This is a genomic window from Stenotrophomonas maltophilia, from assembly GCF_002799245.1.
GTDB lineage: Bacteria > Pseudomonadota > Gammaproteobacteria > Xanthomonadales > Xanthomonadaceae > Stenotrophomonas > Stenotrophomonas maltophilia_S.
This window is the reverse complement of sequence record NZ_NEQV01000001.1, coordinates 941,978-965,945: the sequence shown is the minus strand read 5'-3', so window position 1 is coordinate 965,945 and position 23,968 is coordinate 941,978. Positions and strand designations below refer to the sequence as shown.

The following is a 23,968-nucleotide window of genomic DNA, read 5'->3' as shown; positions in this document are numbered from 1 at the left end:
CCATGCATTGCCCCTTCTGCCAACATGCCGATACCCGGGTCATCGACTCGCGCGTCTCTGAAGACGGCGCGACGATCCGTCGTCGGCGTGAATGCGAAGCCTGTGGCGAGCGCTTCAGCACCATGGAAACGGTCGAGCTGAAGCTGCCTGCGATCGTCAAGAGCGATGGCACCCGCGAGGCGTTCGACCAGCGCAAGGTCCGTGCTGGCTTCGACCGCGCGCTGCAGAAGCGTGCAGTGGCCGAAGACAAGATCGAAGCGGCGGTGCGTGCGGTGGTTCACCAGCTGCGCATCAGCGGCGAGCGCGAAGTGCCCTCGATCAAGGTCGGCGAGTTCGTGATGAACGAACTGCGCAAGCTCGATCATGTCGGCTATGTGCGCTTCGCTTCGGTCTACCGCAGCTTCGAGGACGTGGCCGATTTCCGCGAGGAGATCGAGAAGCTCGAGCGTGACCTGCCGTCCAGTACCGAACAGCTGCAGCTGCTGGGCGATGTGATTGCCCTGACCAAGAAGAAGAAGGGCTGACCGCGCTTGCCCGGGTAGATGCCAACCCTGGTTGGCGCTTGCCCCGGTAGATGCCAACCTTGGTTCGCGCTTGCCCCGGTAGATGCCAACCTTGGTTGGCGCTGGTAGCTGCCGCCGAACGTGGGCCCGGCTCTACCCACAGGGGTACCATGGCGGCATGAGCACTCCGTTCTCCGTCCTTGACCACCTGCACATGGCCAACGCACTGCGCCTGGCCGAGCGTGCTGCCTATACCACCCGTCCCAACCCGATGGTCGGCTGCGTCATCGCCCATGGCGAACGCGTGGTCGGGCAGGGCTGGCACCAGCGCGCCGGCGGTCCGCACGCTGAAGTGTTCGCGCTGCGCGAGGCCGGCAGCGAGGCCCGCGGCGCCACTGCCTACGTCACCCTGGAACCCTGCGCGCACTACGGGCGCACGCCGCCGTGTGCACTGGCACTGATCGAAGCGGGCGTGTCACGCGTGGTCGCGGCGATGCGTGATCCCTTCCCGAAGGTCGATGGCGGTGGCTTTGATCTGCTGCGCAATGCCGGCATCGAGGTCGCCGAAGGGCTGATGGCGGCGCAGGCACGCGAGCTCAACAAGGGCTTCCTGTCGCGTGTGGAGCGCAATCGCCCGTGGCTGCGGGTAAAGCTGGCCGCCAGTCTCGATGGCCGTACCGCGATGGCCGATGGCAGCTCCAAATGGATCACCGGGCCGGCCGCGCGCGAGGATGTGCAGCACTGGCGGGCACGCGCCGGTGCGATCCTGACCGGCGCCGACACGGTACTGGCCGACGACCCGATGCTGACCGTGCGCCTGGCCGATACCGAGGTGATGCCGCCGCTGCGCGTGGTGCTCGATTCGCGCCTGCGTTCGCTCGAATGCAGCCGCGTGCGCGAGGGTGGGGCGCCGACGCTGTACCTGCACGATGCGGCGGTGAGCGCACCGGATGCGGCCGACGCCGGATTTGCCAGCGTGCCCAGCGCAGAAGGGCGGTTGGAGCTTGGCGCGGTGCTGGCGCTGCTGGCCGAGCGCGGCATCAACGAAGTGCACACCGAAGCCGGCGCAACACTGGCCGGCGCGCTGCTGCGTGGTGGCTGGGTGGACGAACTGCTGCTCTATCAGGCGCCCACGCTGCTGGGCGACAACGGCCGCCCGCTGCTGGCCGGGCTCGGCATCGATGCGATGGACCAGCAGCGCAGACTGCGCGTGGTTGATCAGCGCCAGGTGGGCGAGGACATCAGGCTGCTGTTGCGCCCGTGAGGGAACCACACAGAGAAGGGCCACCTCTGTGCCGCCAGGCGCCTTCGTCGTCTTCTGCGCTGACCGGGCACTGGCCCCTGCGCTGTTGCTTGCAGCGTACAGGCGGGCCGCGGCAGTACGCGCCCACTGCCTCTGCCTGCCGTTGCCTCGCCTTCCACCGCAGCGGTGGCTGCGTCTGCATGCAGGTCAATCAGCATCATCCGGCAGGTGCTCGTTCCATTCGAAGAAGGGCAGGAAGGCGTCGGCCACCAGCGCCATCAGCGGGCCCGGGTCGCGCACGCGCCATGCACTGTGGCTGCCGCTGCGCTGGAAGGTCAGTGTGCCGCTGCGCACGCAGTCGGGTGCGTTGTGCATCGCCGTCGTGTAGGCCGCCGCCAGGGGGGCGGACATCTGCGGTGGATGCGGCCCGTTGAAGGGCACGCGGTGCTGGCGATAGAGCGGGAGCAGGCCCGACAGATCCGGCAGGTGGCAGTGGTAGGCCACCTCGGCGATGTCGCCATCGCGGCCCTGTGGCCAACTCACGCCATCGGCCTTGCACTGTGCCGAAACCTGTCGCTTGCGCACGGCCTGCGCAGCCGCCGGCCAATCCGCGAGCTCGGGTGCTTCATCCAGTTGGCTTGCAGCAGCCAACGCAGCAACGAAGGCCGGCGCGTCATCCCTCTCCAGCTGCGCGGCCAGCGCCCGCTGCGCACGGGTATCGCCATGCACGATCACCTGTGCATGCAGATCGAACAACCGTGCCGGCGATGCCGCTTCGGCACCGGCCAGCGCACTGCAAGGGGCCAGCAGCAGCGCGGCCAGCCCCAGGCGTTTCAGTGGAACCCCCTCAGGCGCACTCGTCGGTCCACATCATCTCGGCGATCGGGCGCAGTGCCTTGCACTCCTGCGTCATGTCCTCGGCCGACTTCACCTGTGCCTTGGCCTTGAGTTCCTCGGCCATCGCATCCACGCCGCTGATCTGGTCGGGTGCGATCTTCGCCACGCAGGCGCGGTGCTGTTGCAGCAGCAGGTCGCAGCCCGGCACGCCGGTCACCTTGGGTGCGTTGGCCGCCTGCGCGTCCTGCATCCAGTCCTCGAACGGTGCCAGCGCGCCGGTCACGGTGCCCACCAGATCGTCGAAGTTGCCGCTGTACCAGTAGCCGTTGTCCTTGGCCGGGTACAGGGTGAAGGTGCCGCTGACCGGGACGCGCGTGCCACTCTGCAGCGCCTGGGTGTAGGCGTCGGTGAACTGCTTGCGCGAGGCCGGGCTGGCGTCGGACGCAAGGCTGGCGGCGAACAGCGGGCGCACCTTGCCCAGGTCGGGCACCTGGCAGCTGAAGGTGATGCGCGCCAGCTTCTGGTCTTCGACGTACTCGTTGTCTTCGATCACGCTCTGCGTCGCACGGCACTTCGAATCGCGCAGCGCCTTGGCATACAGCGCTTCAGTGGCGGCCGCATCGGCCTTCGCGCCGGTGCTGGCAAGCACGACCTGCCACGGTTCGGCCAGTGCCTTGGCCAAGGCACCCGGCGCAGGGGTCACGGCGTCCTGGCCCTCGAAGGCGGGCTTCAGCGCATCGTTGAGGGCGCGGGTCGCCGTGGCGTCGTCTTCCAGCAGGACGCGCGCATACAGGTCGAACGCCTGTTCGGGCGTCAGCGTGGCCGGGGCGGCGCTGGCCAACAGCGGGGCGCCCAGCAGGGCACTGGCCAGCAGGGTACGCAAGGGAGTCTTCATGACGGTGTTTCCTGTTCCAGAGGCGCGCAAGCCTAGCGCATCTTTGCGCAGGCCCGATGGCGCCATGTGATCACATGCCGGTGCGCGCGGGGCAAAAAAACGGGCCCCTTGCGGGGCCCGTTCGATCGCACGACGAGGATCGGGCAATCAGAAGCTGGCGCGGACGCCGGCCGAGTACTGGGTGACGTCGCGGTAGCCGGAGATCTCGCCCACCAGGCCCCAGGTCTTGGTGAAGTTGATCTGGCCGCCAACGGTGCCGACCCAGGTGCCCTTGAAGTCGCTGCCGCCGTCCATGTAGCCGGCCTTGGCCCAGGCTTCGGTCATGCGCGACGGCTTGCCGCGGATACCCATGGTGACGCGGCCCACGTTGATGTCATTCTTCAGGCGATCCACCTGGCGGCCGTTGAACGACATCTTGAACTCTTCGTCCAGGCGCACCCATGCAGCATCAGCGGTGAAATCCACGCGATCGGTCCACGGCATGTGATAGCCGATGCCCAGTTCCGGCGACTGCACCTTCTGCTTGATGCGCACCGCGATGTCGTAATAGTTGTGGTTGTAGGTCTTGGTGACGGCGGTGTAGCCGCCAAACACGTGCACCTGCTCGGCAATGGCCACCGAACCACGAATGTAGCCGCCGTCCAGCCTGGGCTTCGAGCCGCCACCATGGTCCAGCTGCAGCTGCGTCCAGCCGCCTTCAACGTAGGTGTAGCTCAGGGCTTCGGCCGAAGCCGAGAACGGGGCGGCGGCCAGCAGGGCGGCCACGATCAGGATCTTGCGCATGGAAATTCCTGTGAGTTTCAGTCCATTGGCGGGCCTGCCCTCCGGGCGACCCGTGGCGACCTCATGTCGTCCGGCGGTCGAGTTTAATGAAATTTTCACGGAATGCGAGAGACGGCCATCACAGGCTGGGCCGGCGTGGTCGGGCTCGGGGTCGGACCCGTTTTCCATGGGAAAACGGCTCTGCCCCCTGTGCTGCCGTGGCACGGGCTGATGGGGTCAGAGCCCTTTCCTGCGGAAAGGGATCCGACCCCGTTCAGCACGGGCTGGTACACTGGGCACGCCGGTTCGCCGGTACACAAACGTCTTCAGGGCGGGGTGCAACTCCCCACCGGCGGTAGGTGCGCAAGCACGAGCCCGCGAGCGCCCCGGCCCACGGCCGGGGGTCAGCAGATCCGGTCCGATGCCGGAGCCGACGGTCATAGTCCGGATGAAAGAAGACGGTGCCACAGGGCTGATGCTCTGTGTGCGCCTGTTTGCCTTGCGGCGTTTTTCGCTCACTTTTCGCGGAGAACGTTACTTGTTTACTGGAATCATCGAAGGCGTCGGCCGTCTGGCCGCACGCGAATCCATCGGCGGCGATGTCCGCTTCACCTTCAATGTCGGGAATCTGCCGTTCGACAACGTGCAGATGGGCGAGAGCATCGCCATCAACGGCGTCTGCCTCACCGTCATCGCGTTCGACGCCAGCAGCTTCCAGGCCGATGCCTCCACCGAGACCCTGGGCCTGACCACGCTGGGCCAGCTGGAAGAAGGGGCGGTCATCAACCTGGAGCGCGCCATGCGCCCGACCGACCGGCTTGGCGGCCATCTGGTCAGCGGCCACGTCGACGGCCTCGGCCAGGTGCTGTCCATCCATGAAGACGCACGTGCCCAGCGCTGGCGTTTCGCCGCGCCGGCCCCGCTGCGTCGCTACATCGCCAAGAAGGGCTCGATCTGCGTGGACGGCGTCAGCCTCACCGTCAACGAAGTGGATGGCGAAGGCTTTGAAGTCGCCCTGATCCCGCACACCGTGGCCAACACCGCCTTCTCCGCTTCGGGCGTGGGCAGCGCGGTCAATCTTGAAATCGATCTGGTCGCCCGCTACGTCGAGCGCCTGATCGGCGTGCCGGCCAGCGGTCAGCAACCGCAGGGAGATGCAGCATGAATTTCGCCCCGATTCCGGAAATCCTGGAAGAGATCCGCCTGGGCCGCATGGTGGTCATCGTCGATGACGAAGACCGCGAGAACGAAGGCGACCTGATCATGGCCGCCGAGCTGGTCAAGCCGTCGGACATCAACTTCATGGTCACCCATGGCCGTGGCCTGGTGTGCCTGCCGCTGACCCGCACCCGCGCCGCCGACCTCGGCCTGGCGCCGATGGTGCAGGCCAATACCGCGCAGTTCCAGACCAACTTCACGGTCAGCATCGAGGCCGCCGAGGGCGTCACCACCGGCATCTCGGCGCACGACCGCGCGCACACCATCCGCACCGCGGTGAAGCCCAACGCCAAGCCGTCGGACCTGCACCAGCCAGGCCACATCTTCCCGCTGATCGCCCAGCCGGGCGGCGTGCTGACCCGCGCCGGCCATACCGAAGCCGGCGTCGACCTGGCCATGCTGGCCGGGCTGGAGCCGGCCGGCGTGCTGGTGGAGATCCTGAACCCGGATGGCAGCATGGCGCGCCGCCCGGAGCTGGAAGTGTTCGCGCGCGAACACGGCCTGAAGATGGGCTCCATCGCCGACCTGATCGCCTACCGCCTGGCCACCGAAAAGACCGTCGAGCGTGTCGACGAGCGCGAGATCGACACCGAATTCGGCCCGTTCAAGCTGGTGACCTACCGCGACCGCATTGCCCACGACCTGCATTTCGCCCTGGTCCGCGGCACCCCGGATGCGGCAACCCCGACCCTGGTGCGCGTGCAGGTGGAAAACCCGCTGGCCGACCTGCTGCACTGGCGCCGTGACGACTTCGGCGTGGCGGCCACCGATGCCCTGCGTGCGATCGATGCCGAGGGCGCGGGCGTGATGGTGGTGCTGTCGGCCCCGCGCGATGGTGAAGCCCTGCTGGCCCGCCTGCGCCAGCAGCCGGCGCCGGTGGTGCCGGGCAAGGACAAGGATGTGGGCCAGTGGCGCCGCAACGGTGCCGGCGCGCAGATCCTGTCCGACCTGGGCCTGGGCAAGCTGCGCGTGCTGGGCACCCCGCGCCGCCAGATCGGCCTGGCCGGTTACGGCCTGGAAGTGGTGGAGACGGTCACCCCGTAACCCCCTTGGCGTGCCGACCAACGGTCGGCACCCACCGTCTGCCCTCTGGTGGGTGCCGACCGTTGGTCGGCACATCCCCATGCCCCGCCAGCCACGGCCGGGGCCCATCCACGCTAGAATTACCCCCTTATCGAGTCCCCCAAGCCGCATATGAGCCACTACGAAGGCGATCTTCGCACTCCCGAATCGGCGCGCTTCGCCATCCTGGCCAGCCGCTGGAACGCCCGCATCACCGACGCGCTGGTCGCAGGCGCCCGCCTGAGCCTGGCCGGCAACGGCATCACCGAAGCCAACATCGACGTGATCCGCGTGCCGGGTGCCTGGGAACTGCCGCTGGTGGCCGCGCGCCTGGCCGCCGCCCATGAACACGCCGCCATCCTCACCCTGGGCTGCGTGATCCGTGGTGACACCCGCCACTACGAGCATGTGGCCGACCGCTGCGCAGAAGGCCTGATGCGCGTGCAGCTGGACTTCGGCGTGCCGGTGCTGAATGGCGTGCTGGCGGTGGAACGTGCGGAAGACGCCGAGGCCCGCGCAGGCGGCAGCCACGGCAACAAGGGCGAGGAAGTCGCACTCGCCGCATTGGAAATGGTCAACCTTCTGGAGCAGCTGCCATGAACAAGAACACCCAGGGCAAGCCCTCCGGTAAACCCGTCCGCCGTGATGGCGTCGATCCGGTGCTGCGCTCGCGCGCCCGCCGTCGTGCCGTGCAGGCCATCTACGCCTGGCAGATCTCCGGCGGCAACGCACAGTCGCTGATCGCCCAGTTCGCCCACGAGCAGGCCCGCGAAATCGCCGACCTGGCGTACTTCGAGGCGCTGCTGCATGGCGTGCTCGACAACCGTCGTGACATCGACGAAGCGCTCGGCCCGTACCTGGACCGGGGCATTGAAGAAGTGGACGCGATCGAGCGCGCGGTGCTGCGCCTGGCCGCCTACGAGCTGCGCTACCGCCTGGACGTGCCGTACCGCGTGGTGATCAACGAAGCCATCGAATCGGCCAAGCGCTTCGGTTCCGAACACGGTCACACCTACGTCAACGGCGTGCTGGATCGTGCCGCCGTGGAATGGCGCAAGGTCGAATCGGGTCACTGACCCGGTTTCTGTAGAGCCGAGCCATGCTCGGCTCACCGTGCAGCGCACGGTTGCATCCGGCATCGCGGCGCGTGATCCAACTGCAGCCGAGCATGGCTCGGCTCTACATAAAAGCAGAACGCCCCCATGTCCCTGGCCGAATTCGCCCTCATCGACCGCATCCGCGCCCGCACCCTCGAGCGCGACGACATCCTGCTCGGCATCGGTGACGACGCCGCGCTGCTGCAACCGCGTGCCAACGAACAATTGGTGGTCACCGCCGACACGCTCAACAGCGGCGTGCACTTCCCGGCGGAAACCCCGGCCTTCGACATCGGCTGGAAGACCCTGGCGGTCAACCTCTCCGATCTGGCCGCGATGGGCGCACGCCCGGCCTGGTGCACGCTGGCGTTGTCGTTGCCGGAAGCCACGGAAGACTGGATCGAGTCCTTCGCCGATGGCTTCTTCGCCCTGGCCGACCAGCACGATATCGCGCTGATCGGCGGCGACACCACGCGTGGTCCGCTGTCGCTTTCGGTCACCGCGCTGGGCCAGGTCGGCCGTGGCCAGGCACTGCGCCGCGACCGCGCACAGGTGGGTGATGACATCTGGGTCAGCGGCACGCTGGGTGATGCCGCCGGTGCACTGCGCCTGTGGCAGCAGAATGCGTTGGCCGTGGCCACCGCCACCCTGCTGGCCGACTACGAAAGCCTGCGTCTGCGCCTGCTGCGTCCGACCCCGCGTGTCACTCTCGGCCTGCGTCTGCGTGCCTTCGCGCACGCGGCGGTGGACGTGTCCGACGGCCTGCTGGCCGACCTCGGCCACATCGCAACGCGCAGTGCGGTGGCCGCACATGTCGATGCCGACCTGCTGCCGATCTCGCCTGCGTTGCGCGAGCTGCTCGGCCGCGAGGGCGCCCGCGACTGTGCACTGCGTGGTGGCGACGACTACGAGCTGTGTTTCACCGCCGCCGCCGACCAGCGCGATGCACTGCACTACCTGGCCGAGTCGCTGGACCTGCCGCTCACCCGCATCGGTCGTATTGCCGAAGGACAGGGCGTGCACGTGGATGGCGAAGCCGCCGACGGCGGTTACCAGCACTTCGCCTGATCGATGATGCCGGGCATGGCCCGGCGCTACCGTATCGATGTGCGGATGCTGGATGACACCGACGTTGTAGAGCCGAGCCGACGCTCGGCTGCTCAGCGTTCCGCTCGCGGGAAGCCGGCGCATCGCGCGGCGAGCCGAGCATGGCTCGGCTCTACAGGTAGGCGCGCGGCCTACGCCGCCGGCAGCACCTTGCCCGGGTTGAGGATGCCGTCCGGATCCAGCGCGGCCTTGATCGCGCGCATTGCTGCCAGGGTTGCCGGGGTAAATGCCTGTGCCATGAAATCGCGCTTGGCCAGGCCGATGCCATGCTCACCTGACAGCGTGCCGCCCAGCGCCAGGGTCAGTTCGAAGATCTTCGGCAGCGCCGCATGCGCGCGTGCGTTCTCGTCGGCGTCGTCGGGGTGGTAGAGAATGTTGACGTGCAGGTTGCCGTTGCCGGCATGGCCGAAGGTGACGATGGTCAACGTGTACTCGTGCGCCAACGCCTGCACGCCGGCCACCAGCTCCGGAATGCGCGACACCGGTACCACCACATCCTCGTTGATCTTGCCCGGGGCAACACTGCGCAATGCCGGCGACAGCGCTTTGCGTGCGGCCCACAGCTGGTCGCGTGCACGGCCTTCCATCGCCACGTCCAGTTCGATCATGCCGTCACCTTCGGCCGCGGTGGCCAGCGCCTGCAGCAGGTAGGGCAGGGTGTCGTGGTCGCCATCGGCTTCGACCAGCAGCATCGCACCGGCCTGCGGCACGTCGGCGCCATTGAGGCGCAGCAGCTGCAGGCTGCGCGCGTCCATGAACTCCAGGCGCGTGGGCACCACCGGCTGTGACATCAGCCGCGATACCGCAGCCGCCGCGGCATCGGCATCGCGATAAAGCACGCGCAGCCCGGCCTGGCTGACCGGCAGTGGGGTCAGCTTCAAGGTTGCTTCCACGATCAGCGCCAGCGTGCCTTCGCTGCCCACCAGCAGATGCGTGAGGTCGTAGCCGGTGGCATCCTTGGTGTACGCGCCACCACAGCGGATCACCTCGCCGCTGCCGGTCACTGCCACCAGGCCCAGTACGTTGTCGCGGCTGGTGCCGTACTTCACCGCGCGTGGGCCGCCCGCATTGCAGGCGAGGTTGCCGCCGATGCTGCAGATCTCGGCGCTGGAAGGATCCGGTGCCCAGAACAGCCCATGCGGTGCCAGTGCCTGCTGCAACGTTCCATTGAGCACGCCCGGCTGCACGACTGCGCAGCGGTCGCCTGCACGGATCTCGACGATGCGGTCCATGCGGGTGAATGACAGCACGATGCTGCCTGGCAATGGCACCGCTGCACCGGTGGTGCCGGTGCCGGCGCCACGCGCGACCAGCGCCACACGGTGCGCACGGCAGGTCCGCACCAGTGCCTGCACCTGCTCGACATTGGCCGGTAGCGCGACGGCTGCAGGGCGTTGATGGCGCCACGAGTTGTCCTGCGCGTTGGCTTCCAGTGCGCGGTCATCCATGCGCCAGCCCTCCGGGCCCAGCAGAGTGGACAGTTCGGCAACCAGGGCAGCAGGCAGGGCAGTACTCATGACGGGTCTCGTGGGGCAGCAGGAGCGGGTTGGATCAGTTTCCAGGCTACAACGGCGCCGGCCAGCGGCAGCCATACCCAGCGCAGTTCGGAGAGCAGGGTGGCCACGCCGCGCGCGCTGAAGAATTGTGGGGCGAAGGGGGAAACGCGGATCGGTCGCCACGGCGCGAAGAAGCGGTGTTCGCTCCATGGCCAGGCCAGCGCGACGCCGAGGCCGCCGGAGGTCATCGCATCCAGCAGCGGATGGCTGGCGGCACAGACGAAGACGAACGCCCCCGCCTGTACGGTGGATGCCCACGTTGCCGCCTGTGCGGTGGGCAACGACCTCGCCGCCTGTGCGGTAGGTGCCAACCTTGGTTGGCATACCTGCGCCGACCAAGGTCGGCGACTACCAGGGCGGCTCTGCGCCGACCAAGGCCGGCGACTACCGGGGCGGCTCTGCGCCGACCAAGGCCGGCGGCCAGCAAGAAATGCCAGCAACGCCGCCAGCATGGCCAGCACGCAGGCAAACAGCAACGAATGGCTGGCGCCGCGATGGCCGAAGGCATCGGCATAGGGAACGTGCAGAGCGAAGGCCAGTACATCGGCATCGGGCAGCATGGCGGCGATCACGCCGGCCGCAAGCAGGCGCGGCGGGATGCGGCCACGATCAGCGGCGCACCACAGCGCCAGCGGCACAGCGGCATGGGTGATGATCGAAGGCATCAGTCACGGGCCATGATGGTGCCGGCCAGGCTGCGCTCTGGCAGGTGCCAACCTTGGTTGGCACGGAAGTGCCGACCAAGGTCGGCCTCTACCAGAGCGGACGGTACCCATCAGCAGTCGTCCAGCCGGAACGCGTCGCGCAGCCAGTGCAGCTGGGGTGGTTCACCCGTGGCTTCCACCACATCGAAGCGGCACGGCGCATTGGCCAGCGCCGGGTTGTCCTGCAGGTACAGCTGTGCAGCATGCGCCAGGCGCCGGCATTTGCGCGCATCGACCGAAGCGGCGCCGCCACCGAAATCGGATCGCGCGCGATAGCGCACTTCCACGAACACCACGGTACCGGCATCCTCCATCACCAGATCCAGTTCACCGCCGCGATAGCGCACGTTGCGCGCACGCGGCTGCAGCCCAGCCTGTTGCAGGTGCTGCTCGGCGGCGGCTTCCACCGCCGAGCCACGTTGGCTGCGCTCAGCGACCACCGACGATCGGCATCGGCCGGCCGCCATTGAACGTCGACCATGCCGGTTGGCGCAGGATGTTGCCGTTGCTGTCCAGGAACAGGGTGCCGGTGGCACCGTCCAGGCCGCCCTCGTTGGACAGCTTGTCCAGATAGGCGGTGATCTTCCAGGCATCGGCACCGAAGGCGAACAGGCGGCCGGCCGCACCGCGTGCGCTCGGCAGGGTGCTGGCCACCTGGCTGGCCGACGGCAGGCCGGACACGCTGCGCACGTTCCAGGCTTCGTTCGGGTAGACGATGCCGTCCAGCGCGACGTCTTCTTCCACCTTGCCGCTGCCGACGGTCAGCTGCGAGGTGCCGACGCGGGTGGCGCCACCGGCGCCGGCCAGCGCCAGCTGCGGTGCCAGCAGGCGCGCCTGCGGCGCGCGCACGGCGAGGAACACGGCATCGACCTGGCCGGCATTGCGCACCTGGGCGCCGATGTCGCCCACCGCATCGTTGACGCCTACGGTCGCCACCACCTGGCCACCGCGCTGCGCGAAGCGCTGTGCGAAGGCGGCAGCGGAACGGCGGCCGGTATCGTCGGCGCTGTTGATGACCAGCGCACGGTTGCGCTCGCGGCCACGCAGGTATTCGGCGGCGACGATGCCGTCGTCCTCCGGTGCCAGCGAGAAGCCGGCGCTGCCGGCCGGCGGTGCGTCCTTGCCGCGGTTCAGGGCCAGCACCGGCACCTGCAGCTGCTGGCGGCCGTACACCGCATCCACTTCGTCGCGGCCCAGCGGGCCGACCACGAAGTCGGCACCGGAGGCGACGGCCTTGTCGTAGGCGGCCAGAGCACCGGCCGGGGTGCCGGCGGTGTCGAAGAAGTTGATGTCCGGGCGGCGGCGGCTTTCACCGTAGTAGGCGCTCAACAGGCCATCGCGCACCGGCTGCGCGGCGGTGGCCAGGCGGCCGCTGAGCGGCAGCAGCACGGCCAGCTTGGCGGGCGGTCGGTAACCGTCGCTCATTGCCGGCGGGCGCTTGCTGGTATCGAACTGGGCCGCGCCATCCCGGTCGAACGGGCGCGGCAGCGGCAGGCCACGCGCGATCAGTGCGCGGCCTGCGAAGTTGTACAGCGGGTCGTTGGCCGGCAGGGCGGCGGCACGGCTGCGCAGGGTGGCATCGTCGAGGGTGCCGAGCAGGCTGGAGATGGCGGCCTGGTTCTCGCTGCGCGCGCTGCCGGTCAGGCTGGCATGGGCGCGGGCACGCTCGGTGGCGGCACCAAAGGCATCGCCGGTGCCCTGCAGGGCATTGGCGCGGGCCACATACCAGCGCGTACGCAGCGCCGGCAGCACGTTGTCGCCATGGTCCTTCAGCAGGGCCAGTGCCTGCGCCGGCTGCTTGTCGGCCAGGGCCAGCTCGGCACCGGTCAACTGGTAGCGCTGCAGGCTGGCGCCGGACAGCTGGCGTGCGGTGAGTTGGCCGAGCAGGCTGCGCGCGCGGGCACTGTCACCGGCGAGGTGCCAGGCCCAGGCTGCGTCGGCCAGGGCGTTGCTGCGGGCACCGCCGCGCAGGGTCGCGGCCAGGCCTTCCAGTTGCAGCGCGGCGTCGCGCGGCTTGCCCTGTTCGATCAGCGCCAGCGCCTGGCTCTGGGCCGGCGAATCGGGCGTGCTGGTCAGGCTGGTGGTGGCACAACCGGCCAGCAGCATCAGCGACAACGACAGGGCGGAGATCCGTGCGGCGGGCTTGTTCATGATCGGGTCCATGCGATGAGGGCAGCGGCCTTGGCCGGGTACACGCTACGATTCTACCCTTGCCCCGTGAGTACCGCTGAAATGAGTGTCCCAACCCTGTACGTCGTCGCCACCCCGATCGGCAACCTGGCCGATCTGAGCCCGCGCGCACAGGAGGTGCTGCGTTCGGTGGCGGCCATCTGTGCCGAAGACACCCGCCGCAGCGGCCAGCTGCTGTCCCATTTCGGCATCCAGCAACCGCTGGTGGCCCTGCACGAACACAATGAGGACGCCCTGGCGCAGCGCCTGGTCTCGCGTCTGCAGGCCGGCGAGTCGCTGGCGCTGGTCAGCGACGCCGGCACCCCGCTGGTCAGTGATCCCGGTTTCCGCCTGGTGCGTGCCGCGCGCGCGGCGGGTATCAAGGTCAGCCCCATTCCCGGCGCCTGCGCCGCCATCGCCGCGTTGAGCGTGGCCGGGCTGCCCAGTGACCGTTTCAGTTTCGAGGGCTTTCTGCCGGCCAAGGCCAGCGGCCGCCGCGACCGCCTGCAGACGCTGGCCGGTGAAGTGCGCACGATGGTGTTCTACGAATCCTCGCACCGCATCGCCGAGTCGCTGGCCGACATGGCGGCGATCTTCGGCGGCGAGCGCCCGGCGGTGCTTGCCCGCGAGTTGACCAAGCTGTTCGAGACCGTGCTCGATGGCGACCTGGCGGGCTTGCTGGCCAAGGTCGAGGCTGACGACAACCAGCGCAAGGGCGAGTTCGTGGTGATGGTGCAGGGTGCCGGCGATGACGAGGAAGCACAGTTGGCGCACGGCCGCCGCGTGTACGCCACGCTGAGCGAACATCTGCCGCCGTCGACCGCCGCAAAACTGGCTGCCGAGCTGACCGGGGCACCGCGCAAGGCGCTGTACGGCAGTTGATGGATGAACCGCACGCCGCGATCAGCACGGCAGGAAGGGCGTGCGTACGCTAGAATATGCGCTGGCGGAGCCGGCCAGACAGTCGCGTCATCCCTTCGGGGGTGCCGAGGAAAGTCCGGGCTCCATAGGGCAAGGTGCCAGGTAACGCCTGGGCGGCGCAAGCCGACGGAAAGTGCAACAGAAAGATACCGCCTACGTCTTCTTCGGAAGGCCGGTAAGGGTGAAATGGTGCGGTAAGAGCGCACCGCGAGTCTGGCAACAGACCGGCACGGCAAACCCCACCTGGAGCAAGACCAAATAGGGATCCTTTGGCGCGGCCCGCGTTGGATCCGGGTAGGTTGCTTGAGCGTTGCGGTGACGTAACGCCTAGAGGAATGACTGTCCACGACAGAACCCGGCTTATCGGCCGGCTCCGCCTCCTTCTTCCATCCACGCATGGCGTGGATCTACTGATGCCCTGCGTGGCGTCGGTCGGCCAGGATTGCGGGGTCAGAGCCCTTTCCTGCGAAAAGGGATCCGACCCCGTCCCGGTCAGCGGTATTGCCCGGCGGAAATGAACTGCGAGAAGCGCTCGCACCACACCACCACCGTGGTGTAGTCGTCCACGTCCACATTCGCGGGCACCTCCACCAGGAAGCGCTTGAAGGTCTTCACCTCGCCGATGCGCTGGGCCTGCGCCTTGACCTTCAGGAAGTCGGCCTTGTTGTCGACGAAATCGCGGACCAGGTAGACCTTGTAATCCGGGCCCGGCCCCATGTTGCCGTCGAAGGCGACATGGGTGGCGCTGACGCTGACCTTGCCTTCGGCCCAGTGCACCGCGTCGCTGCCTTTGAGGTCGCGGCGGAAGGTGGTGCGGTAGGTGGCCTCGTTCATGGCGGCCTGCACCTGCGCGACCGGCGGATCATCGGGGGCGATCAGGATCGGCAGGAGGTAGACGCCCAGGCCGAAGCCAAGGCCGAGGGTGAGCAGGTGGGTGGCGAGCAGGATGAGGATGCGGCGCATGGGGCCTCCTTGGGGTTGCGGTCGATTGCGCGGTGCGATGCCGGGCGCGACCACCCTGGGAGGTCAGGGGCGACATTTATAGACACAGCGCCAAATACAAAAAGGGCACAGTCGGGTCACTGCGATGCTGAAGCCCCTGTGGTGCGGGCGGATTGAGGTCGCGGCTGGAAGCTGAACGACGTTTCAGGCCCGCTGCGATGACGACTGTTGTCGCGTCGAAGGCGACAAGCCTGCGGGTAGTGCCGGCCGCTGGCGGGCAACCTCGTGTCATGTCCAGGCATCACGTAGCTGCCGGCCAGCGGCTGGCACTACCGCGTCAGAAAATGACGTGGCTCTGTCCGCTGGGGGCACCCTGCGGGCCGAAGCGGCGTTCGTGGATCTCGCCGTGGCCGTCGGCGTCGATCAGCAGCACGGTGCTGGCGCGGGTGCCATAGTCGTCGCCGCGGATGAAGGCCGGGCTCAGCCAGCGCTCGCGTTCCAGGCCGATGCCGGTGTCGGGCAGGTCGCTGTCGGCGGGGCGGTGTTCGTCAGCGAGGGCATTCCAGAGAGGGGTCAGGTCCGCGGTCGGATCCCTTTCGCGTTGCGACAGGGATCTGGCCCCGTCTTCCTCCAGCCAGGCCGAGAGCGCAGCCATCAGCCTGCGGGTCTTCGGCCAGGGTGCGTCCAGCGCGCCGTTGGACATGCCGTGTACGCCCCGGCCCAGGCTCTGCCGTTCAGCGGGATGGTTGCCCAGGTACTCCAGGCTTTCGCCATCGGCCAGCAACAGGTTGAACGGGGCGTAGGCGCCGGCCACGGTCGCCAAGCGGTCGATGTGCACAGCGGCCGGGTCGCGGCCGCGCAGGAAGTCGGCCACCAGCGCGCCCCGCGACGGGCCGGTCTGGGCCGCCAGCGGGTCGCGGACGTTGGTGACCACCGCCATCCGGCCCGAGGCGCCGACACCCGCCCAGCCGCCGCCGGAGCGCAGGTCGCGTCCACCGATGACGGACGTCTCATCCTGCCAGGGGGCCAGCGCCGCCGTCGGGCGGGCGTGGAACTCATCACGGTTGCCGGTCATCACCAGCCGCCAGCGCGGGTGGTGCATCCAGCCAAGAGCGAGCAGGCACATGGCCTCATTGTGCATGGTTTGCGCAGTCCGGTGCCGTTTCCGGCCCGTTCCGGATGAATGCGCGACCGATGTTTCACGCCCCGTCCACGCCCCTGAACTTCCGTTCAATCTCAAAAATTGAGACGGATCAGCAACTTGTGGATAAGCCTTGAACAATTCTCTAAAGGTTGTTGCAAGCCATTGATGCGGCTGGCGATTTCCCTGCTGAAAAGTTGTTGACAACCCTCGGCCCGCTGCTAAGGTGGGCATCAGAGGGAAATCCGGGTGTTTTGTGGGTTTTCGTGGTTCAATGTTTCACCGGGCGAAGGACAAGGTGCAGGCGTCGTGTTCCAGGGCGAGACGGCCATCACAGTTGACGACAAAGGGCGCATGGCGGTTCCCACCGCTTACCGCGACCTCGTCGCGCGCGCCAGCAACAACCGTCTCGTGCTGACCTACAACCCGTTCGAAGCCGGCTGCCTGTGGCTGTACGCAGAGTCGGAATGGGAGCGGGTCCGCGACGATGTGATGTCCAAGCCCAACACCCAGCGCGTCGTGCGCCTGTTGCAGCAGAAGCTGGTCGGCTCGGCCGCCCATCTGGAACTGGACGGCAACGGTCGCATCAGCATCCCCGCCAGCCACCGCGGTGCGGTGGGCATTGAGAAGAAGGCGGTATTGCTCGGTATGGGCGACAAGTTCGAATTGTGGAGCGAGCAGGCGCATCGGGCCTTGATCCAGCAGACGTTGTCTGACGAGGATCTGGGTGATGGGTTGCTCGACCTGAAGTTGTGAGCCGGGGTGCCCGGATGCGCCCAGAAGCGCAGACCGGTCACCTTCCGGTGTCGCAGTCGCCGGCGGTGCACCTGCCGGTCCTGTACACCCAGGTCCTTGAAGGCCTGAGGGTGATCGAAAACGGACGTTATCTGGATGGCACGTTCGGTCGTGGCGGTCATGCACGTGGCGTGCTTACCCAGCTCGGTCCCGAGGGGCGCCTGCTGGTCATGGACAAGGATCCGGAAGCCATCGCCGTTGCCGAGCGCGATTTCGCGCCGGACCCGCGCGTGTCCATCTTCCGTGGCAGCTTCGCCCAGCTGCTGCAGTGGGATGCGACGGCTGAAGGCCTGGACGGCGTGCTGTTCGACCTCGGCGTGTCGTCGCCGCAGCTGGATGTGGCCGAACGCGGCTTCAGCTTCGGCAAGGACGGCCCGCTGGACATGCGCATGGACCCGGACAGCGGTGAAAGCGCCGCGCAGTGGATCAACCGCGTCGAAGACCGCGAGATTGCCGACGTGCTGTGGACCTATGGCGAAGAGCGCCAGAGCCGGCGCATCGCCCGCGCCATCGTGGCCCGCCGTGAGAAGCAGCCATTTACCCGCACCGCCGAACTGGCCGAACTGATCGCCTCGGTGATGCCGCGCGGCAAGGACAAGATCCACCCGGCCACGCGCAGCTTCCAGGCCATCCGCATCCACATCAACCGCGAGCTGGCCGATCTGGAAGCCGGGCTCGATGCGGCGGTGGAACGGCTCAAGCCCGGTGGCCGCCTGGCGGTGATCAGCTTCCACTCGCTGGAAGACCGCATCGTCAAGCAGTACATGAACCGCCTGGCCAAGGCGCCGCCGGCCAACCGCCGCCTGCCCGAGGCCGTTGCGTTCGTGCCGACGCTGGACCTGATCGGCGGTGCGATCAAGGCCACCGACGAAGAGCTGGCCGCCAACCCGCGTGCCCGCAGCGCCGTGCTGCGCGTGGCACAGAAGCGGGAGGCCGACGCATGAGCCGGCTGCTGCTGATCATCCTGCTGGCCTGCACCGTGGCCTCGGCGATCGGCGTCGTGTTCGTGCGTCACCGTCATCGGCAGACGTTCATCGAACTGTCGCGTGCCGAGCGCACGCGTGATGACATCAACCTTGAATTCGGCCGCCTGCAGCTGGAGCAGGCGACCCTGGCCGAGGCCAACCGCGTGGACCGCATTGCCCGCGAGAAGCTCGGCATGAAGTTCCCAGAGGCCGGCGACATCGTCGTGGTGCGCCCATGAGCAAGACCGGCCGCAACCGCCCGCGCAATGCCTTCAACCTGCGCCAGCGCCTGCGCTGGGTCGCGCTGGCGCTCGGCCTGTGCTCGGTGTCGCTGGTCGGTCGTGCGGCCTACGTGCAGATCATCAACAGCGATTTCTACCAGCGCCAGGGCGAGGCCCGCTACCTGCGCGAGCTGCCGATCAAGACGTCGCGAGGCATGATCACCGACCGCAACGGCGAGCCGCTGGCGGTGTCCACGCCGGTTGCCTCGATCTGGGTCAACCCGCAGGACCTGCTGCGCTCGCCCGAGCGTATTCCCGAGCTGGCCCAGGCGGTCGGCATGTCGGTGGATGAGCTGAGCAGCCGCCTGTCGCAGAAGTCGGACAAGGAATTCATGTACCTGCGCCGCCGGATCAATCCGGACGAAGCGGAGAAGGTGGTCGCGCTGAAGATTCCGGGCGTGGCCGCGCAGCGCGAGTTCCGTCGCTTCTACCCGCAGGGTGAGGCGATGGCGCACGTGCTGGGCTTCACCAACATCGACGACCGCGGCCAGGAAGGCCTGGAACTGGCGTTCGACGAATGGCTGCGCGGCAAGGCCGGTGCCAAGCGGGTGATCCGCAACCGCAAGGGCGAGACGGTCGAGAGCGACCTGCTGCGCGCCGCCGAACCGGGCAAGGACCTGACCCTCAGCATCGACCGCCGCATCCAGTACCTGGCCTTCAAGGAGCTGCGCAACGCGCTGGTGGCCAACAAGGCGGCGGGCGGTTCGATGGTGATCATGGATGTGACCACCGGCGAGATCCTGGCCATGGTCAACCTGCCGACCTACAACCCGAACTCGCTGACCGGCGCGATCCCCGATACGCGCCGCAACCGCGCGGTGACCGACCTGGTCGAGCCGGGTTCGACGATGAAGCCGCTGACCATCGCCACCGCGCTGCAGGCCGGTGCGGTGACCAAGGACACCGTCATCGACACCAACCCGGGCTACATGACCCTGGGCCGCTTCACCATCCGCGACGTGCCGCGCAACAACGGCGTGCTGAACGTGACCGGCGTGATCACCCGCAGTTCGAACGTGGGTGCCGCCAAGGTCGCGGCCAAGATGCCGGACCAGACCTTCTATGACGGCGTGCGCCGCTTCGGCTATGGCTCGGCGCCGCACAGCGGTTTCCCGGGTGAGTCGGCCGGTGTGGTGATGCGTCCGGCACGCTGGTCGGGCACCACCAAGACCACCATGTCCTATGGCTACGGCCTGTCGGTCACGCCGCTGCAGATTGCCACCGCGTACTCGGCGCTGGCCAACGGCGGCCGCCTGATCGCGCCGACCTTCGTCAAGGGCCAGCGCAACGAAGGCCAGCAGATCATCGACGAGAACGTCGCCAGGCAGGTGGTGGCGATGATGGAAACGGTGGTCACCCAGGGCGGCGCGAAGCAGGCGGCGGTACTGGGCTACCGCGTGGCCGGCAAGACCGGTACTGCGCGCAAGGCCGGCCCCGGCGGTTACGAGCGCGGCCATTACAACGCGCTGTTCGCTGGCGTGGTGCCGGCCACCAATCCGCGTTTCGCCACCGTCATCGTCATCAACGACCCGCAGGCCGGCAAGTTCTACGGCGGCCTGGTGTCGGCGCCGGTCTACCACAACGTGATGGAAGGCACCCTGCGCCTGATGGACGTGCCGCTGGACGACCTGCAGTCGTGGCTGGCCGCACAGCAGTCCGGCAAGGTCGGCCATTCGGCCTCGATCCTGCCCGCGCCGCCGGCCGAGACCGCACTGCCGGTCGATGCCGCTGCTGAATTCGATGCTGCGCTGCCGAGCGCACAAGCTTTGACGCCGCCCGCTACGGGAGGCACGCAATGAGTCCTTCGATGTTGCTTTCGCAGTTGCTTCCGGACGTTGCCCTTGCAGGGCACGACCCCGTTCTGACCGGCCTGGTGCTGGACAGCCGTGCCGTGCGCCCCGGCAATGCCTTCGTCGCCATCGCCGGTTTCGGCGCGCATGGCCTGGGCTTTGTCGAGCAGGCCCGCGCCGCCGGTGCCAGCGCCATCCTGTTCGAACCGCCGGCACCTGCCGAACTGCCAGCACCGGGCGATGCCATCGCCGTGCCGGACCTGCGCGCGCGCATGGGTGCGATGGCCGACCAGTTCCATGGCGCGCCGTCGCGGGCGATGGCGATGGTGGGCGTGACCGGCACCAACGGCAAGACATCCACCGTGCAGCTGCTGGCCCAGGCCTGGCACCTGCTCGGAACGCCCAGTGGCAGTATCGGCACGTTGGGCGCCGGACTTTATGGTTCGGTCGAGCCGACCGGCTTCACCACGCCGCTGGTACTGCAGATGCATGCGTTGCTGGCGCAGCTGCGCGATGCCGGTGCGCGCGCGGTGGCGATGGAAGTCAGCTCGCACGCGCTGGACCAGGGCCGCGTGGACGCCGTGCACTACGACGTGGCGGTGTTCACCAACCTCACCCGCGACCATCTGGATTACCACGGTGACATGGCCAGCTACGGCGCGGCCAAGGCGCGGCTGTTCCACCGCCCGGGCCTGAAGGCCGCGGTGATCAATCTTGACGACGCCTTCGGTCGCCAGCTGTTCGCTGGCCTGCCGGCCGGGGTGCAGGCGATCGGCCTGAGCTCGCGCGGTGCCAGCGACGCCAGCGTGCGCGCCGAGGCGCTGCAGCTGGATGGACGCGGTATCGCTTTCGAGCTGGTCATCGACGGCCAGCGCGCGGCGGTGCAGTCGCCGCTGCTGGGCCGCTTCAACGTGGACAACCTGCTGGCCGTGGCCGGTACCCTGCATGCGCAGGGCCAGCCGCTGCCGCGTATCGCCGAGGTGCTGTCGGCGCTGCAGCCGATCCGTGGCCGCATGAACCGCCTGGGCGGCGAAGACGGCCTGCCGACCGTGGTGGTCGACTACGCGCATACCCCGGACGCGCTGGAACAGGCGCTGGACAGCCTGCATGGCCACCTGCACGGGGCGCTGTTCTGCGTGTTCGGCTGCGGTGGCGAGCGCGATACCGGCAAGCGCCCGCAGATGGCGGCGATTGCCGAGCGCCTGGCCAACCAGGTCATCGTCACCGATGACAACCCGCGTGGCGAAGATGGCGACGTGATCGTCGCCGACATCCTGGCCGGCTTCCAGAATGCCGATGCCGTGACCGTGCAGCGCAGCCGCGCGCGTGCGATCGGCCTGGCAGTGAAGCGTGCCGGCGCCGGCGACATCATCCTGATCGCTGGCAAGGGCCATGAGCCCTACCAGGAGGTCAATGGCGTGCGCCATGACTTCGACGACACCGAAGTGGCTGCCGCTGCACTGGCGGCCAAGGCCGGTGTGCTGGCCGCTCAGGCCGGGGAGGGCATCGCATGAAGCGCACCCTGCTTTCGCTGATCGCACACTGGGCCGGTGGCGAGATCCACGGCGACGACGTGGCCATCGATGCGGTCAGCAATGACACCCGCAACCTCGGCCCGGGCAGCCTGTACGTGGCGCTGCGCGGCGAGCGTTTCGACGGCCATGACTTTGCCGCCGACGCACAGGCACGCGGTGCCAGTGCGCTGCTGGTCGAGCGCCTGCTGCCGATCGAACTGCCGCAGGTACTGGTGGCCGACAGCGAACTGGCACTGGCGAAGATCGCCACCGGCATGCAGCGCGACCGCGGCACCGAGGTGTTCGCGATCACCGGCAGCAATGGCAAGACCAGCGTGAAGAGCCTGCTGCTGGCCATCCTGCAGCAGGTGGCCCGGCACGCGCACAAGGTGGTCTATGCCAACCCGGGCAACCGCAACAACGAGATCGGCCTGCCGCTGGCAGTGATCGATGCGCCGGAAGATGCCGACTACGCCGTCTACGAGATGGGCGCGGGCAAGCCGGGCGATATCGCCTACCTGACCGACATCGCCCGCCCGCGTTATGCACTGGTCAACAACATCGCCCCGGCACACCTGGAACGCATGGGCAGCCTGCTTGGCGTGGCGGTGACCAAGGGCGCGATCTATGCCGCGCTGCCGGCCGATGGCGTGGCGGTGATCAACGCCGACGATGCCTATGGCCGCTGGTTCGAACAGCACTTCATCGGCACCCCGGCGCGCTGCCGTGTGCTGCGTTATGGCCTGGAACACTCGGCGGACGTGACCGCGCGTGATATCCGCGCCGGTGCGCAGGGCAGCCAGTTCACCCTGGTCGCACCGACCGGCGAAGCCCGCGTGGTGCTGGGCCTGCCGGGCCGACACAACGTCAGCAATGCGCTGGCCGCCGCCAGCCTGGCCCTGGCCGCCGGTGTCGATCTGGCGCTGATTGCGTCCGGCCTGGCCGAAGCGCAGCCGGTACCGGGCCGCCAGATTGCCCATCAGCTGCGCAACGGCGCGGTGCTGGTGGATGACAGCTACAACGCCAACCCCGGTTCGCTGGCCGCTGCCATCGATGCCCTGGCCGCCGCGCCGGAAGAGGGGTGGCTGGTGCTGGGCGACATGCGCGAGCTGGGCCCGGATGCGCAGGCGCTGCATGCGCAGGCCGGCCTGCGCGCGCGCGCCGCAGGCTTGAAGCGTCTGTACGCGCTGGGCCCGCTCAGCACCGCCGCTGCGGCTGCCTTCGGCGAAGGTGGCCGCCATTTCGCCACCCATGATGCGCTGTCGAAGGCGCTGCAGGACGAGTTGCACGCTGGTGTGCGCTGCCTGGTCAAGGGTTCCCGTGGCAGTGCCATGGACCTGATCGTCAAAGCGCTGCTGGCGCAAGGAGAGGAATCCCCGCATGTTGTATGAACTGGCTCGATGGTTGCAGCAGTTGGAGAGCCTGTTCGGGCTGTTCAACTACCAGACGTTCCGCGCCATCCTTGCCGCGCTGACGGCCCTGTTCCTGTCGCTGTGGCTCGGCCCGGCGATGATCCGCAAGCTTGCCCAGTTCAAGGGCGGCCAGCCGATCCGCACGGACGGCCCGCAGACCCACTTCTCCAAGGCCGGCACGCCGACCATGGGTGGTTCGCTGATCCTGCTCACCGTCACGCTGTCGGTGCTGATGTGGGCCGATCTGCGCAACCGCTACGTGTGGCTGGTGCTGGCAGTGATGCTGTGCTTCGGCGCCATCGGCTGGTATGACGACTGGATCAAGATCGTCCGCCGTGACCCGAACGGACTGAAGTCGCGCTGGAAGTACCTGCTGCAGTCGATCTTCGGCCTGGCTGCGGGCCTGTTCCTGTTCTACACGGCCGACGTGCCGGCGGCGCTGACCTTCTACATCCCGATGTTCAAGTCGGTGGCATTGCCCCTGGCCGGCATCGGCTTCGTGGCCATCGCCTATTTCTGGATTGTCGGATTCTCCAATGCGGTGAACCTGACCGACGGCCTGGATGGCCTGGCGATCATGCCGACCGTGCTGGTGGCCTGCGCACTGGGCGTGTTCGCCTATGCCTCGGGCAACGTGGTGTTCGCCAACTACCTGCAGATTCCGCAGATCCCGGGCGCCGGCGAGCTGGTCATCATCTGCGCGGCGATTGCCGGCGCGGGCCTTGGCTTCCTGTGGTTCAACACCTATCCGGCCATGGTCTTCATGGGCGACATCGGCGCGCTGTCGCTGGGCGCGGTGCTGGGCACCATCGCAGTGATCACCCGCCAGGAGCTGGTGCTGGTGATCATGGGCGGCGTGTTCGTCATCGAAACGCTGTCGGTGATGATCCAGGTCGCTTCGTTCAAGCTGACCGGCAAGCGCGTGTTCCGCATGGCGCCGATCCACCACCATTTCGAACTGAAGGGCTGGCCGGAGCCGCGCGTGATCGTGCGCTTCTGGATCATCTCCGTCGTGCTCGTGCTGATCGGCCTGGCCACGTTGAAGGTGCGCTGA

At 67.9% G+C, this 23,968-nt stretch carries 24 protein-coding genes, 1 other RNA gene and 1 riboswitch; of the genes, 16 read left to right on the top strand and 9 right to left on the bottom strand.

Annotated features, from left to right (window positions below; all coding sequences use genetic code 11):
• The first annotated feature begins 2 nt into the window (after positions 1–2).
• Together nrdR and ribD are read left to right on the top strand one after the other, a co-directional pair.
• The gene (gene nrdR, locus B9Y64_RS04640) at positions 3–524 is read left to right on the top strand and encodes a transcriptional regulator NrdR (RefSeq protein ID WP_004143350.1); all 522 of its coding nucleotides are present in this window, start codon (positions 3–5) and stop codon (positions 522–524) included.
• Between the two features lie 157 nt (positions 525–681).
• Positions 682–1,767: a bifunctional diaminohydroxyphosphoribosylaminopyrimidine deaminase/5-amino-6-(5-phosphoribosylamino)uracil reductase RibD gene (gene ribD / locus B9Y64_RS04635; protein ID WP_100439654.1), complete on the top strand. Its 1,086-nt coding sequence runs from the start codon at positions 682–684 to the stop codon at positions 1,765–1,767.
• 186 nt (positions 1,768–1,953) lie between these two features.
• Here the strand turns inward: ribD and B9Y64_RS04630 are convergent, their stop codons facing one another.
• The 3 genes from B9Y64_RS04630 to B9Y64_RS04620 all read right to left on the bottom strand — a co-directional run bounded on the left by B9Y64_RS04630 (position 1,954) and on the right by B9Y64_RS04620 (position 4,261).
• Complete coding sequence (locus B9Y64_RS04630; RefSeq protein WP_100439653.1) at positions 1,954–2,502, bottom strand: hypothetical protein; 549 nt, start codon at positions 2,500–2,502, stop codon at positions 1,954–1,956.
• Positions 2,503–2,593: 91 nt separating this feature from the next.
• The gene (locus B9Y64_RS04625; RefSeq protein WP_100439652.1) at positions 2,594–3,478 is read right to left on the bottom strand and encodes a hypothetical protein; all 885 of its coding nucleotides are present in this window, start codon (positions 3,476–3,478) and stop codon (positions 2,594–2,596) included.
• Between the two features lie 147 nt (positions 3,479–3,625).
• Positions 3,626–4,261, bottom strand: a complete 636-nt coding sequence (locus tag B9Y64_RS04620) for an outer membrane beta-barrel protein (RefSeq protein WP_100439651.1) — start codon at positions 4,259–4,261, stop codon at positions 3,626–3,628.
• Positions 4,262–4,558: 297 nt separating this feature from the next.
• Positions 4,559–4,704, top strand: a riboswitch (FMN riboswitch).
• Between the two features lie 74 nt (positions 4,705–4,778).
• On the opposite strand from B9Y64_RS04620, the gene B9Y64_RS04615 reads away from it, so the two are divergent.
• The 5 genes from B9Y64_RS04615 (at position 4,779) to thiL (ending at position 8,685) form a co-directional block, all read left to right on the top strand.
• Positions 4,779–5,405: a riboflavin synthase gene (locus B9Y64_RS04615; protein ID WP_100439650.1), complete on the top strand. Its 627-nt coding sequence runs from the start codon at positions 4,779–4,781 to the stop codon at positions 5,403–5,405.
• Positions 5,402–6,502 (top strand): 3,4-dihydroxy-2-butanone-4-phosphate synthase, encoded by a 1,101-nt coding sequence (gene ribB, locus B9Y64_RS04610; protein ID WP_100439649.1) that lies wholly within the window; start codon positions 5,402–5,404, stop codon positions 6,500–6,502. Before B9Y64_RS04615 ends, ribB begins: the two co-directional genes overlap by 4 nt.
• Before the next feature lie 150 nt (positions 6,503–6,652).
• Entirely contained in the window at positions 6,653–7,120 is a 468-nt protein-coding gene (gene ribH, locus B9Y64_RS04605; RefSeq protein ID WP_049443133.1) for a 6,7-dimethyl-8-ribityllumazine synthase, read from the top strand.
• On the top strand, positions 7,117–7,596 hold the full coding sequence (gene nusB / locus B9Y64_RS04600) for a transcription antitermination factor NusB (RefSeq protein ID WP_005408062.1): 480 nt from the start codon (positions 7,117–7,119) through the stop codon (positions 7,594–7,596). The genes ribH and nusB overlap by 4 nt, the downstream gene beginning before the upstream one ends.
• A gap of 126 nt (positions 7,597–7,722) precedes the next feature.
• On the top strand, positions 7,723–8,685 hold the full coding sequence (thiL, locus tag B9Y64_RS04595) for a thiamine-phosphate kinase (protein WP_100439648.1): 963 nt from the start codon (positions 7,723–7,725) through the stop codon (positions 8,683–8,685).
• Between the two features lie 170 nt (positions 8,686–8,855).
• Here the strand turns inward: thiL and B9Y64_RS04590 are convergent, their stop codons facing one another.
• The 4 genes from B9Y64_RS04590 to B9Y64_RS04575 all read right to left on the bottom strand — a co-directional run bounded on the left by B9Y64_RS04590 (position 8,856) and on the right by B9Y64_RS04575 (position 13,135).
• Complete coding sequence (locus tag B9Y64_RS04590; protein WP_100439647.1) at positions 8,856–10,241, bottom strand: FAD-binding oxidoreductase; 1,386 nt, start codon at positions 10,239–10,241, stop codon at positions 8,856–8,858.
• On the bottom strand, positions 10,238–10,945 hold the full coding sequence (locus B9Y64_RS04585; protein ID WP_100439646.1) for a metal-dependent hydrolase: 708 nt from the start codon (positions 10,943–10,945) through the stop codon (positions 10,238–10,240). Before B9Y64_RS04585 ends, B9Y64_RS04590 begins: the two co-directional genes overlap by 4 nt.
• A 110-nt stretch (positions 10,946–11,055) precedes the next feature.
• The gene (locus B9Y64_RS04580) at positions 11,056–11,424 is read right to left on the bottom strand and encodes a YraN family protein (RefSeq protein ID WP_202909039.1); all 369 of its coding nucleotides are present in this window, start codon (positions 11,422–11,424) and stop codon (positions 11,056–11,058) included.
• Complete coding sequence (locus tag B9Y64_RS04575) at positions 11,414–13,135, bottom strand: penicillin-binding protein activator (protein ID WP_100439901.1); 1,722 nt, start codon at positions 13,133–13,135, stop codon at positions 11,414–11,416. The genes B9Y64_RS04580 and B9Y64_RS04575 overlap by 11 nt, the downstream gene beginning before the upstream one ends.
• An 81-nt stretch (positions 13,136–13,216) precedes the next feature.
• Between B9Y64_RS04575 and rsmI the strand changes: the two genes are divergently transcribed.
• A complete protein-coding gene (gene rsmI, locus B9Y64_RS04570; RefSeq protein ID WP_100439644.1) occupies positions 13,217–14,035 on the top strand; it encodes a 16S rRNA (cytidine(1402)-2'-O)-methyltransferase in 819 nt (272 codons plus the stop codon).
• Between the two features lie 66 nt (positions 14,036–14,101).
• Positions 14,102–14,453: RNase P RNA component class A (gene rnpB, locus B9Y64_RS04565), an RNA gene on the top strand.
• Between the two features lie 113 nt (positions 14,454–14,566).
• On the opposite strand, the gene B9Y64_RS04560 is transcribed toward rnpB, so the two are convergent.
• Both B9Y64_RS04560 and B9Y64_RS04555 read right to left on the bottom strand, forming a co-directional pair.
• Positions 14,567–15,037, bottom strand: coding sequence for a DM13 domain-containing protein (locus B9Y64_RS04560; RefSeq protein WP_100439643.1), 471 nt, complete (start codon positions 15,035–15,037; stop codon positions 14,567–14,569).
• A gap of 316 nt (positions 15,038–15,353) precedes the next feature.
• Positions 15,354–16,142, bottom strand: coding sequence for an NRDE family protein (locus B9Y64_RS04555; protein ID WP_100439900.1), 789 nt, complete (start codon positions 16,140–16,142; stop codon positions 15,354–15,356).
• Positions 16,143–16,466: 324 nt separating this feature from the next.
• Between B9Y64_RS04555 and mraZ the strand changes: the two genes are divergently transcribed.
• From mraZ to mraY, 7 genes are read left to right on the top strand one after another with little or no spacing between them, the layout of a single operon-like run.
• Positions 16,467–16,913 (top strand): division/cell wall cluster transcriptional repressor MraZ, encoded by a 447-nt coding sequence (gene mraZ, locus B9Y64_RS04550; protein ID WP_004143635.1) that lies wholly within the window; start codon positions 16,467–16,469, stop codon positions 16,911–16,913.
• 14 nt (positions 16,914–16,927) lie between these two features.
• The gene (gene rsmH, locus B9Y64_RS04545) at positions 16,928–17,896 is read left to right on the top strand and encodes a 16S rRNA (cytosine(1402)-N(4))-methyltransferase RsmH (RefSeq protein ID WP_019661066.1); all 969 of its coding nucleotides are present in this window, start codon (positions 16,928–16,930) and stop codon (positions 17,894–17,896) included.
• A complete protein-coding gene (gene ftsL / locus B9Y64_RS04540; protein ID WP_014035980.1) occupies positions 17,893–18,156 on the top strand; it encodes a cell division protein FtsL in 264 nt (87 codons plus the stop codon). Before rsmH ends, ftsL begins: the two co-directional genes overlap by 4 nt.
• Entirely contained in the window at positions 18,153–19,997 is a 1,845-nt protein-coding gene (locus B9Y64_RS04535) for a peptidoglycan D,D-transpeptidase FtsI family protein (protein ID WP_100439642.1), read from the top strand. The genes ftsL and B9Y64_RS04535 overlap by 4 nt, the downstream gene beginning before the upstream one ends.
• Positions 19,994–21,502, top strand: a complete 1,509-nt coding sequence (locus B9Y64_RS04530; RefSeq protein WP_100439641.1) for a UDP-N-acetylmuramoyl-L-alanyl-D-glutamate--2,6-diaminopimelate ligase — start codon at positions 19,994–19,996, stop codon at positions 21,500–21,502. Before B9Y64_RS04535 ends, B9Y64_RS04530 begins: the two co-directional genes overlap by 4 nt.
• Positions 21,499–22,893: a UDP-N-acetylmuramoyl-tripeptide--D-alanyl-D-alanine ligase gene (locus B9Y64_RS04525; RefSeq protein WP_100439640.1), complete on the top strand. Its 1,395-nt coding sequence runs from the start codon at positions 21,499–21,501 to the stop codon at positions 22,891–22,893. The genes B9Y64_RS04530 and B9Y64_RS04525 overlap by 4 nt, the downstream gene beginning before the upstream one ends.
• The gene (gene mraY, locus B9Y64_RS04520; protein ID WP_100439639.1) at positions 22,883–23,968 is read left to right on the top strand and encodes a phospho-N-acetylmuramoyl-pentapeptide-transferase; all 1,086 of its coding nucleotides are present in this window, start codon (positions 22,883–22,885) and stop codon (positions 23,966–23,968) included. Before B9Y64_RS04525 ends, mraY begins: the two co-directional genes overlap by 11 nt.